This is a genomic window from Vibrio galatheae (assembly GCF_000967545.1).
GTDB classification, from domain to species: domain Bacteria; phylum Pseudomonadota; class Gammaproteobacteria; order Enterobacterales; family Vibrionaceae; genus Vibrio; species Vibrio galatheae.
Genome location: NZ_JXXV01000006.1, coordinates 1 through 12642, shown reverse-complemented (window position 1 = coordinate 12642; position 12642 = coordinate 1). Strand labels below are relative to the sequence as shown.

Genomic DNA, 12642 nt, shown 5'->3' with positions numbered 1-12642 from the left:
TACCCCATCACTATTACTCGGGTATATCCAGTGAGTTGTTCTCTATACCCTCGTGAACACTATGAACACATTAGAAAAAATTCAAAAAAATCTAGAAAACTTTAGCAAATCTGAACGTAAGGTTGCTGAAGTGATTATGGCATCTCCTCAGACGGCTATTCATTCTAGTATTGCTACTCTGGCTAAAATGGCCGATGTAAGTGAGCCCACAGTTAACCGCTTCTGTCGCCGTTTGGATACCAAAGGATTTCCTGACTTTAAACTTCATCTTGCGCAAAGTCTTGCAAATGGTACGCCTTACGTTAATCGAAATGTCGAAGAAGACGATGGCCCAGAATCCTATACGCATAAGATTTTCGAATCTACAATGGCCTGTCTAGATGTGGCGAAGAATAGCTTAGATCCAATGCAGGTTAATCGCGCTGTTGATCTTTTAACTCAGGCAAAGCGTATTTCTTTCTTTGGTTTGGGCGCTTCCTCTGCCGTCGCTAAAGATGCGCAGAACAAATTTATCCGGTTTAATATTCCGATTACCTGCTTTGAAGATATCGTTATGCAGCGTATGAGTTGCATTAACTGTAGCGACAATGACGTGATCGTTTTGATCTCTCACACAGGTCGGACTAAAAGCCAGGTTGAGATTGCCAATCTAGCGCGTGAAAATGGTGCGACAGTCATTGCGATTACAGCCAAAGATTCACCATTAGATAAAGCCAGTTCTTTGTCAATTTCGCTTGATGTTCCAGAAGACACCGATGTCTATATGCCAATGGCGAGCCGAGTTGTTCAGATGACAGTGATTGATGTACTAGCTACTGGCTTCACACTTCGCCGTGGAACCGGCTTTAGAGAGAACCTTAAACGAGTCAAAGACGCGTTGAAAGATTCTCGCTACGACAAACTTTCTCAGTTGTAATAAGAAGCGGAGCCCAAGGCTCCGCTTTATTATTACAATGGCCTTACAGCTCCGCAGGTGACTTATTCTCTTGTACGACAAGAGTATGGTTTGATTCTTTATCCTTGTGCCTGGCGATTTCAGCTGGACAACCTTGCTGGCAAACACAAACTTGCTGCAAAATATAAATCAGGCGTTCCTTTGTTAGCGGAAGAGGATTACCCTTTATCGCCACAGACTTCAATGCATCTTGCGCAACCTCATCAAATGACGTCGCACAAACACCGTATTGATCGAGTTTAGGCAAGACTAACTTATCTAGCATCATGTTCACCCACAGAATCGAATCCTCGCGGCAGGCATTAACGCGACCAGTTAAGATTTGGGCAACTTTTGCATAGCGGCTCAATATATCGTCTCTTGAAACCTTATGCGCCGCATCAATATTCTCCTTCATCACATGGGGGATTAGCCTTGCGGTAATGATGCTGTGCGGAGCATCCAGTTTTCCTCCCAACGCCGAGGCAAGGCCATGTGCTGCGCCTAACTTGGCATTGGTTATCGCCATACCACCGAGCATAGCTGCAAACGAGAGATCGGATCTCGCCTGATAGTCATCATTTAAACAAGCAAGTAAGATTGAGTCAGACAAACGCCTGAACCCTTCCTCACAAATCATGTCAGTGAGCGGGTTCGGGTCGCCACACACATAAGCCTCGAGCAAGTGAGTAAAAGCGTCCATAGCACCTCTACCAGAAGTCAGTGTATCGGTTCCATAAGTTAAACTCGGATCGACAATCGCAACATCCGCTAGCATCTCTGGGCTTCTTAAACTCACTTTGACTTGATCTTGTCCAGAACGTAGAACGGCATTACGAGTCACTTCGGCTCCAGTGCTCGCCGTTGTGGGAATGGCTATGAAAGGAATAGGCTTAGCTTTGAGCGGTACATTGCGCCCGACGACTTCAACATAGTCGTATACATCCCCTTGGTTAGGAATGATGGCAGCAAGCGCCTTGCCCATATCTAAAACGCTACCGCCACCGATAGCAACCACCACCTCTGGTTTAAATTTACGAGCCACGGCCGCCGCTTCCTCAATCATAGTTATGTTTGGTTCGCCGCTCACTGCCACTTGCTGGTAACGCATGTTTTGCTGCTGTAGATAGTTGAGTATTGGTGTTGCCCGAATCTTGCTTCGACCAGTTACCAGAAGGACGCTATAACCAAACTGATTTAAGATTGATAACGATGACTGCAATGCCCCTTCGCCAAACACAATTCGGGTCGAAGTCATGAACTGAAACATACTTACCTACTCCTCGAAACAACCATCTGTTAGCTTGCACTGATTGGAAAAAAATAAACATGACCAAGTGCAACTTGCTTATTAAAACCACTAATATTTTATGGTTTTATCGATCAATCACACGTTGTTTACAGACCACGTTTTTAGTTCAGCGTATTTTTTGTCCGATAGCTTTTACCTATCGGACCAAGAGACAAATGACGCTTTATTTCCTCTATCGATTGAGGCATAGTTGCACTTAACAAATTACAGGAGAAAGAGAATATGTTCGTAGTTATCTTTGGTCGCCCAGCTTGTCCTTACTGTGTTCGTGCAAAAGAGCACGCTGAAACACTAAAAGCGAAACGCGACGATTTCAACTACCGTTACGTCGACATCCATGCTGAAGGTATTTCTAAGGCTGACCTTGAGAAAACAGTAGGTAAACCAGTTGAAACTGTACCTCAGATCTTCGTTGACCAAGAGCACATAGGTGGTTGTGATGACTTCGAAGCGTATGCGAAAGAACACCTAGGTTTGTTTGACGCGTAAAAAGTAAAATACATTTTCAAAAGCCGCTTGTTTTTCAAGCGGCTTTTTTGTAACGCGGCAGTTTTTGTCTAAGTCAACTAATCGTAAATTATAAAAATTTTCACTTATCTTTTTGCAATATTCAGATACAATTCGCACACTTAACCTACCCTCTGGCACCAATACAAGAATTGCCCGTGAACATTGACGTCGTACTCTTGCTCGAACAGAACCCAATCCTTCTTATTTTCGTTGTACTTGCGATTGGCCTAGGTATTGGCAAAATTCGCTTTGGCAACTTCCAGCTTGGTAACTCTATTGGCGTATTGATCACCGCCTTGGTCATGGGACATCTAGGGTTCACCTTTAACGCTGAAGCTTTAACTATTGGTTTCATGCTTTTTATCTACTGTGTTGGCATCGAAGCTGGGCCGAACTTTTTTGGTATTTTCTTCCGCGATGGTAAGCACTATTTCATCTTGAGTATGGTCGTACTTACTACTGCCCTATCTATTACCTATTTTGCAAGTCACCACATGGGCTTAGACTTTGGGCTATCTGCGGGGATGATGGCAGGAGCACTGACATCGACACCTGTCTTAGTTGGGGCTCAAGACGCATTAAATTCAGGGCTTGCAACGACACCGCGAGATATGGATTTTAGTCAAGTGATCGAAAACTTGTCAGTTGGGTACGCCATGGCTTATTTGATCGGTTTGATTAGCATGATTATGTTCGCCAAGTTACTGCCTAAGCTACAAAAACAAAACCTGTCAGATTCCGCAGAGCAAATTGCACAGGAACGCGGACTGGGCAGCTCAGGACAACGTAAAGTCTATTTGCCGATCATCCGCGCCTACCGCGTAGGCCAAGAACTGATCGATTGGATTGATGGTAGAAACCTACGTGAGTTGGGTATTTATCGCCAGACAGGCTGTTATATCGAACGGATTCGCCGTAACGGTATCATCGCCCACCCGGATGGTGACGCAATATTGCAGCAAGGGGATGAAATTGCCCTAGTTGGTTTCCCCGATAGCCACGCCCGTCTCGATCCAAGTTTTAGAAATGGTAAGGAAGTCTTTGACCGTAACTTGCTCGACCTACGTGTTGTAGAAGAAGAAATCGTCGTAAAAAGTGATTCTATTGCTGGTAAACGTCTGTCGGATCTCCACTTATCTGAATATGGCTGTTTTTTGAACCGAGTTGTCCGCGCACAAATTGAAATGCCAATGGATTTAGATATTGTTCTTGCCAAAGGCGATATTCTTCAGGTTAGTGGGGAAAAAAGTCGCGTCCACGGCTTAGCACAGAAAATCGGTTTTATATCGATTCATAGCCAAATGGCTGACTTGCTTGCCTTTTGTAGCTTCTTTATTTTAGGCGTACTTTTCGGGCTGATAACCATGACGTTTGGTCAAGTTTCGTTTGGCCTTGGTAATGCGGTGGGGTTGTTATTGTCAGGAATAACACTGGGATTCTTACGTGCGAACCACCCAACCTTCGGTTATGTTCCTCAGGGCGCTCTCAACATGGTTAAAGATCTCGGTTTAATGTTTTTTATGGTCGGAATTGGGCTTAGCGCAGGCGGTAAGATGTTCGATCACGTCGCACAAGTCGGTCTACAAGTGATAGGCCTTGCCTTTGTTATCAGTGTAGTCCCTGTCGTTATCGCTTACTTAGTTGGCGCCTACTTACTCAAGATGAACCGAGCGCTGCTATTTGGTGCAATTATTGGTGCAAGAACCTGTGCTCCAGCGATGGATATTGTTAATGACTATGCTAAGTCCACCATTCCAGCCCTAGGCTACGCTGGTACTTACGCTATTGCGAATATATTGATGACCTTAGCCGGTACGATACTCATCATCCTCAGTTAATTTAGTTAACCAAACAAAAAAGGCTTCCCTCGGGAAGCCTTTTTACTTGGTAAGTGGTTAGCTGAGTGGTCTCAAGTAAGCAAGGAAACGTTTCTCGGCCGTTTTAAAACAAGCCAGAATAATGAACGTTAGCGCCATGTAGAACAGACCAGCCGTCAGGAATGATTCAAATGGAGCATAGTAACGCGAGTTGACCAAACGTGCCGCACCTGTCAAGTCGACAATAGTAACAATACCCGCAACCGCACTCCCATGTAGCATGAAGATGACTTCGTTACTGTATGCTGGAAGTGCGCGGCGTAGTGCACTTGGCAAAATGATACGACGGTAGGTCATGAAGGTTCCCATGCCATACGCTTTTGCCGCTTCCACTTCACCTTTGGGCAGTCCGTTGATCGCACCTCGAATGATTTCTGCTGTATAAGCCGAGGTGTTGAGGACGAATGCAACTAATGCACAAAACCAAGCGTTCTCCCATAAGGTATCTTTAACGGGGAAGAACTGGTCCATACCGTAATAAATAAGGTAAAGCTGAACCAGTAAAGGCGTACCTCGGAAAAAGTAGATAAATGCCCAGCTTGGCCCACTTATAAAATAGTTATGGCTATTACGCGCAACGCCTAGAGGTACTGCCACACACAAACCAATAATTAGTGCTAGGCCAACTAACCAAGCGGTAGTCCACAAACCATCAAGATAAATAGGCAAGCTTTCTAGAATCAGTGAAAAATCCATTCTTTACCTCGCATGAATACTAAATTTGCGCTCTACCATTTTCAGGAATCCTGTCGAAACACTGGTAAAGAATAAAAAGATGATGGCGACAGCCATATAGAAAGTAAATGGCATTTTGGTTGAACCTGCGGCAAGCGAGCTCATGCGTACCATATCTTCCAGACCAATAATTGATACCAGCGCCGTTGTTTTAAGTAATACCAACCAGTTATTACCAAAGCCTGGCAATGCATGACGAATCATCTGTGGCAACAGAATACGGCGAAACGCCAGAACAGAGCTCATACCGTAAGCTTTAGCCGCTTCCAATTCACCTTTATCAACCGCCATGATTGCACCACGGAAGGTCTCGGCCATATAGGCACCAAAGATAAATCCAATCGTCAAAACACCTGCAATAAATGGGCTGACATCGATGTAATCGGGTAAATATGCGGTCCATTCATGATTCGGGTTGCTTGAGGCAAACCACTCATTGAGTGATTCATTGACGGAATACAAACTGTTGTTGAGAAGAATTTGCCCACCAAAGAAAATAAGCATCATGAGGACTAAGTCGGGAATACCACGGATAACAGTGGTATAAAGTGTCGCGATAGCTCTAGCCCAGCGATATGGGGCCATTTTAGCTAGTGCACCTAACATGCCTAGAATCATCGCAACAAAAAGCGATAACAGCGCGACTTCAATGGTCACTACGGCCCCTTTCAAAATAGAGGCTTCATATCCCTGTAGATCTAGCATAGGTAAGTTCCTGATCCCTAAACTTTTATAAAATTCGACCGTTGGCTACTACTCCTAGGAACAAGAACCAACGATCGCTTAGTAACGATTACTGACCGTAAACGTCGTAGTTGAAGTATTTAGCAGCGATGTCTTGGTATACACCTTTCTCACGTAGAGACATGATAGCTGCATCTAGCTTCTTAGTTAGGTCTTTGTCTTGTTTGCGAACAGCAATACCAAAACCTTCACCAAACCATTTTGGATCCGTTAGTGATGGACCTACGAATTCATAATCCTCACCACCCTCTTTGTTTAGAACGCCTTCTTCAAGTGCAGATGCATCACCTAGTACAGCTGCAACACGGCCGTTAGATAGATCTAGGTAAGCTTCGTCGAAAGAACCGTAGCGAACGATTTCAACTTTGTCGCCGTAGTTATCTGTTAGGTATTTGTCGTGAGTTGTTGCACGCTGTACAGCGATTTTCTTACCAACTAGGTTGTCGAAATCCAGACCTGCGCCTTTCTTAGCAATAAACTTGTTCGGGATAAGTGCATATTTGCCAGTGAAGTCAACTTTCTTCTTACGCTCTTCAGTAATAGACATTGCCGCGATGATTGCATCGTATTTGCGTGCTAGCAGAGATGGAATGATGCCGTCCCAGTCTTGAGGAACGACCTTACATTCAACCTGCATTTCAGCACAGAGTGCATTTGCCATATCAACGTCAAAACCTTTCAGCGAACCATCGGCCTCTGTCCAGCTAAATGGAGGGTATGCACCTTCAATACCGAAGCGAACCGTTTTCCATTCTTTCGCTTGCGCTACGCCAGTAACAGCTGTTGCTGCTAGTGTTGCTGCTAATAACCACTTTTTCATTTCCATACTCCTGTGATTGAGATTTTTTATTTTTAACTTAATTGTTGTGTTGGCCGCATTGCGGCGACTAGTAAATCGAAGAAATAAACTGCTTAAGACGCTCTGAGTCTGGGTTAGTAAATAATTTGGCAGGGTCGCCCTGCTCTTCTACTAAACCTTGATGTAAGAACATGACGTGGTTTGATACGTCGCGCGCAAAGGCCATCTCGTGAGTTACCACCAACATGGTTCGGCCTTCTTCAGCCAAATCACGCATTACGCCTAAAACCTCACCAACCAACTCTGGGTCAAGAGCCGAGGTAGGTTCGTCAAATAGCATAACTTCAGGATCAACCGCAAGAGCTCGCGCAATAGCCGCTCGTTGTTGCTGACCACCAGACAAGTGGCCTGGATAATAATCTTTGCGTTCGTACAAACCGACTTTCTTCAACAGCATCTCTGCATTTTCAATCGCTTGTGCTTTAGGAACGCCTAGAACGTGAATTGGCGCTTCAATGACATTTTCTAAAACTGTCATATGAGACCAAAGATTGAATCCTTGGAATACCATCGCGAGGCGAGAACGAATGCGTTGAACTTGCCTTTCATTGGCAGGCACGGCTTCACCTTGGCGGTTGTTTTTCATTTGAATCAACTCACCGTTGACCCAAATTTCGCCTTCGGTCGGTGTTTCAAGAAGGTTTATGCATCTAAGAAAGGTACTCTTACCGGACCCTGACGATCCGATAATTGAAATTACGTCCCCTTTGTGGGCTTCTAGTGAGATGCCCTTTAAAACTTCATTTTGTCCAAATGTTTTGTGCAGTTCTTTTATGTCCAGCGCTGGTACATCTTTCATGCGCTTTTGCTCCCTGTATTTATTATCACCAACGCTTTATGCATCACGTTTGGTTGACTGCTGGGTTCCACCCGTATTCCGATACAAACTAGCACCCCACCGCCCAACATGCAACAAATTATTAACCTGAAAATCAACAATATATAACCAATTTATATGACTAATAATGCATTTAATAGTCATATAAGCTTAAGAACTCGCATAAAACATTTATTCAGCCAGACATCAAACCAAAACCTGTAATTAACATTTTTATAAAAACAAGATCTATCTCAACAAACACTTTCGAATTTGATATTGATCGCGATTCCTATCTTCTTACTTGCTAAGAAAACTCGCATTATGAAACTAAATTTCAATGATTTACTCACCAACGATCGATAGAGCGCATTGTTGTGTAGTTTTCTTTCATAACCTTTCATAAAGTGATCTAAATCAATCACTCCTAAGGGTTAGCACGTTAAACTCGCCTCAAAGATAAAAGCCTCAACAGTCGTACTTTTTGTCTTTAATCCTCTATGCTTTAGCGCATAAAAGGTGCGCCACAATGAGGAAAGCCTAGACGCAAAAAGAGGACACGACTCCGGGCAAATGGAGCGACCGTCACAAAACAATAATCGGTTCTCTCTTTCAAGAATTATTAACTTTTTAGAATATGAGGAATCTATGTCAGACGCAGTCAATAAACCGCACTCTGATTCGGATATCGAAAACAAGAGCTATCAAGAGTTGCATCGTCCAGCTTCTGAATTTGAAAGCCGTTCAGACTATCTAGATCACGAATTGCAAATTATGAAGCCACGTCGCTTCGGTTTGAACCTTCCTGTTCGCGATTTCCGTTTTGAGCTTGAAGACCTAGTCCCGGCACTCGCTGGTACGATTGGTATTATCGCAATGTATTCTGCAGTAATGATGTCTTGGGCTGAAGGCCTGACGGCTGCATGGGATCACGTTAACCTTGGCAAAGATTTCGCTATCGAAGTCGCTCGTGTTGAAATGTTAATCCCAGCATTACTGTTCTGTGTTCTTGCTTCTGGCTTTATTAACCCCAAAGCTAACTTGGCAGGCAACCACGGCCCAATGATCCCTCTTATCGGCACCATCGCTCTTGCGGGTGCGCACCCTCTTGCATTGGCTATTCTCATTGGTGTATTTGGCTTATTGCTGAGCTTCCTCAAAGGTGGTTCCAAGCTGGTCAACCTAACCTCCGAGGGTACCGCGGGTGGTCTACTTATTTTCTTAGGCTTGACCGGGACTATGAGTCAAATCAACTCGATTCAGTCGTGGGCTGTTGGGCTTCAGTCTGACGCAGTAGCGGCTGGCAGTATGGGCTACGTTGGGTTGATTGTTCTTGCAGTGACGATTGTTCTGTATGCGTTCTTAGCCAAGGTGAACAAGCGTTGGCTAGCTATCCCTGTTTGTTCATTTACGGGTCTTGCTATTGCGTTAGTGTTAGGTGCAGGTTTCGATATTAAATTTGTAACAGAAACGGGCCTGCCTAACTTAAACCCTGTTTACTGGTGGGGCAGTACAGAGCAAGGTTGGATGCTAGGTTTACCAAACCTAGAGCACTTCATTGCTTCTTTACCGTTCGCAATCCTAGCGGTAGCAATGTGGTCTCCTGACTTCTTAGGTCATCGCATCTTCCAAGAGCTGAACTATCCGAAAAAGACAGAAAAAGTTCTTATGGATGTTGATGACACTATGACCATGTGTTCAGTACGTCAAATGGTGGGTACTGCAGTTGGTGGTGGTAACATCACGTCATCTTGGGGGACTTACATGATTCCTGCCGCTATTGCTAAACGTCCAATTCCAGCCGGTGCGATTCTACTTGGTTCTCTATGTATCATAGTCGCAATCCTTGGCTTCCCAATGGACATCGCGGTTTGGCCTCCAGTGATGCGTGTCGCTCTACTTGTTGGTGTATCTCTTCCTCTGTTGGAAGCAGGTATGCAAATGATTAAAGATTCGAAAGACTCCCAAGCTGCGGGTATCTGTATCTTTGGTTCTGCTGTGGTAAACCCTGTGCTGGCTTGGGCATTGACTATGCTTTTAGACAACAACGGTCTGATTGGTGATAAAGAGCGTGCAGCTCGTCTATCGTTTGTAGATAAGATCATCATTCCAGTCGGTGTACTCGTTATCTGTCTTGTCGCTATGCTTGCAGTCGGCATGCTAGAAGATCAATTCGGCATTCCAGCACTACTGTAATTGACATATCTCAAGTTGAGAGCCATCACGGCTCTCAACTTTTTTTTAAAATCAAACAATTTTTCATAAAATTTTATCTAACAGGAAATTTATTGATTTAGTTTAAGGTTTGCAAAAAAATTTTAGTATAACCTTAGTTTCAAGTTAAAAAATTCATCTACACAGAGTGGCAATATTTATCGTTTATTCTCACTTTCGATTATCGAAAAGAAAGACTATACATATTGTTATTCATAAGAGTGTACCGCCCATATATTGGCTTCTGACTCGCTCAATGGTTCAGAAAGGTACGTGTTTTTTCTACTAAAAAGGTAGGTATGTCATGGCAGAGCAATTTGCTAAAGCTTGGGAAGGTTTTGCTGAAGGTGATTGGCAGAACGAAGTTAACGTTCGCGACTTTATTCAGAAGAACTACGCACCATATGAAGGCGACGAGTCTTTCCTAGTTTCTGAAGGTACTGAAGCTACTAACAAGCTTTGGGCTAAGGTAATGGAAGGCATCAAGATTGAGAACTCGACTCACGCACCTGTTGATTTTGATACTGACCTTATCTCTACCATTACTGCACACGACGCAGGTTACATCGAAAAAGATCTAGAAACTATCGTTGGTCTACAAACTGACGCACCACTAAAGCGCGCGATCATCCCTAACGGTGGTATCCGCATGGTTGAAGGTTCTTGTAAAGTTTACGGTCGTGAACTAGACCCTCAAATTTCGAAAATCTTCACTGAATACCGCAAAACACACAACGCGGGTGTTTTCGATATCTACACTCCAGACATTCTTAAATGTCGTAAATCTGGTGTTCTAACTGGTCTTCCAGATGCATACGGTCGTGGTCGTATCATCGGTGACTACCGCCGTGTCGCTCTATACGGTATCGACTTCCTAATCAAAGACAAGCTAGCTCAATTTGCTTCTCTTCAAGACAAGTTCGAGAACGGCGAAGATCTTCAAATGACTATGCAGCTTCGCGAAGAGATCGCTGAACAGCACCGCGCACTTGGCCAAATGAAAGTGATGGCTGAAAAATACGGCTGTGATATTTCTCGTCCTGCTGAAACTGCACAAGAAGCTATCCAGTGGACTTACTTCGGTTACCTAGCAGCGGTTAAATCTCAAAACGGCGCGGCAATGTCTCTAGGCCGTACTTCTACTTTCCTAGATATCTTCATCGAGCGTGATATCGCCGCTGGTAAGATCACTGAAGAACAAGCTCAGGAAATGATTGACCACTTCGTAATGAAACTACGTATGGTTCGTTTCCTACGTACTCCTGAGTACGATGACCTATTCTCTGGTGACCCAATCTGGGCAACAGAATCTATGGGTGGTATGGGTCTTGACGGTCGTACGCTAGTAACGCGTACTAACTTCCGTTTCCTAAACTCTCTATACACTATGGGTCCTTCTCCAGAGCCAAACATCACTGTGCTATGGTCTGAGCAGCTCCCTGACGGCTTCAAGAAGTTCTGTGCGAAAGTATCTATCGATACCTCTTCAATCCAGTACGAAAACGACGACCTAATGCGCCCAGACATGGATTCAGACGACTACGCAATCGCATGTTGTGTATCTCCAATGGTTGTTGGTAAGCAAATGCAGTTCTTCGGTGCTCGCGCTAACCTTGCGAAAACTATGCTTTACGCAATCAACGGTGGTGTTGATGAGAAGCTGAAAATGCAAGTTGGTCCTGTAATGCCTAAGATCACTTCAGAAGTACTAGATTTCGATGAAGTGTGGAACAGCCTAGACCACTTCATGGATTGGCTAGCTAAGCAGTACGTTGCTGCACTAAACAGCATCCACTTCATGCACGACAAGTACAGCTACGAGTCTGCACTAATGGCACTACACGATCGCGACGTTTACCGCACAATGGCTTGTGGCATAGCAGGTCTATCTATCGCCGCAGACTCACTATCTGCCATCAAGCACGCGAAAGTTAAACCAATCCGCGATGAAGATGGCGTAGCAATCGACTTCGAGATCGAAGGCGACTACCCTAAATTCGGTAACAACGATTCACGCGTAGATGACATCGCTTGTGATCTAGTAGAAGTGTTCATGAACAAGATCCGTAAGCTTAAGACTTACCGTGACGCTGTTCCTACTCAGTCTATCCTTACTATCACATCTAACGTCGTGTACGGTAAGAAGACAGGTAACACGCCAGATGGTCGTCGCGCAGGTGCTCCATTTGCGCCGGGTGCAAACCCAATGCACGGCCGCGATGAGAAAGGTGCAGTAGCATCTCTAACATCAGTAGGTAAACTACCGTTTGCACACGCCAAAGATGGTATCTCTTACACCTTCTCTATCGTACCTAACGCGCTGGGTAAGGAAGAAGATTCTCAACGTGCTAACCTTGCTGGTCTAATGGATGGTTACTTCCACCACGAAGCAGGCATCGAAGGTGGTCAACACCTAAACGTGAACGTTCTTAACCGTGACACGCTAGAAGATGCTGTTAAGCACCCTGAGAAATACCCTCAGCTAACAATCCGCGTTTCTGGTTACGCGGTACGCTTCAACTCTCTAACTGCAGAGCAACAAGCTGACGTAATCGCACGTACATTCACTGAATCTCTATAATCTGATACGGTGAATGATTAAATGAAAAAGCCTCGCTTATGCGTAATGCCGATCAGTTA

Annotated in this window: 10 protein-coding genes; 5 read left to right on the top strand and 5 right to left on the bottom strand. The window is 44.5% G+C overall.

Going from position 1 to position 12642, the window contains the following annotated elements; all coding sequences use genetic code 11:
• Positions 1–61 precede the first annotated feature (61 nt).
• A complete protein-coding gene (locus tag TW81_RS02000) occupies positions 62–916 on the top strand; it encodes a MurR/RpiR family transcriptional regulator (protein WP_045954059.1) in 855 nt (284 codons plus the stop codon).
• 43 nt (positions 917–959) lie between these two features.
• Here TW81_RS02000 and TW81_RS01995 read toward each other — a convergent pair whose 3' ends face one another.
• Complete coding sequence (locus TW81_RS01995; RefSeq protein ID WP_045954058.1) at positions 960–2204, bottom strand: iron-containing alcohol dehydrogenase; 1245 nt, start codon at positions 2202–2204, stop codon at positions 960–962.
• Positions 2205–2468: 264 nt separating this feature from the next.
• On the opposite strand from TW81_RS01995, the gene TW81_RS01990 reads away from it, so the two are divergent.
• Entirely contained in the window at positions 2469–2735 is a 267-nt protein-coding gene (locus TW81_RS01990) for a GrxA family glutaredoxin (protein WP_045954057.1), read from the top strand.
• Positions 2736–2911: 176 nt separating this feature from the next.
• Entirely contained in the window at positions 2912–4594 is a 1683-nt protein-coding gene (locus TW81_RS01985; RefSeq protein WP_045954056.1) for an aspartate:alanine antiporter, read from the top strand.
• A 57-nt stretch (positions 4595–4651) separates the two neighbouring features.
• Here the strand turns inward: TW81_RS01985 and TW81_RS01980 are convergent, their stop codons facing one another.
• From TW81_RS01980 to TW81_RS01965, 4 genes are all read right to left on the bottom strand, one after another.
• Positions 4652–5329 (bottom strand): ABC transporter permease, encoded by a 678-nt coding sequence (locus TW81_RS01980; protein WP_045954055.1) that lies wholly within the window; start codon positions 5327–5329, stop codon positions 4652–4654.
• A gap of 3 nt (positions 5330–5332) precedes the next feature.
• Positions 5333–6073 carry an ABC transporter permease gene (locus TW81_RS01975; protein WP_045954054.1) on the bottom strand — a complete coding sequence of 247 codons (741 nt, stop codon included), beginning with the start codon at positions 6071–6073 and terminating at the stop codon, positions 5333–5335.
• Between the two features lie 88 nt (positions 6074–6161).
• Complete coding sequence (locus TW81_RS01970; protein WP_045954053.1) at positions 6162–6932, bottom strand: ABC transporter substrate-binding protein; 771 nt, start codon at positions 6930–6932, stop codon at positions 6162–6164.
• A gap of 67 nt (positions 6933–6999) precedes the next feature.
• Positions 7000–7770 carry an ABC transporter ATP-binding protein gene (locus tag TW81_RS01965; RefSeq protein ID WP_045954052.1) on the bottom strand — a complete coding sequence of 257 codons (771 nt, stop codon included), beginning with the start codon at positions 7768–7770 and terminating at the stop codon, positions 7000–7002.
• A 666-nt stretch (positions 7771–8436) separates the two neighbouring features.
• Here TW81_RS01965 and TW81_RS01960 point away from each other — a divergent pair.
• Together TW81_RS01960 and pflB are read left to right on the top strand one after the other, a co-directional pair.
• The gene (locus TW81_RS01960) at positions 8437–9984 is read left to right on the top strand and encodes a DUF3360 family protein (protein ID WP_045954051.1); all 1548 of its coding nucleotides are present in this window, start codon (positions 8437–8439) and stop codon (positions 9982–9984) included.
• A gap of 322 nt (positions 9985–10306) precedes the next feature.
• Positions 10307–12583, top strand: coding sequence for a formate C-acetyltransferase (gene pflB, locus TW81_RS01955; RefSeq protein ID WP_045954050.1), 2277 nt, complete (start codon positions 10307–10309; stop codon positions 12581–12583).
• Positions 12584–12642 lie beyond the last annotated feature (59 nt).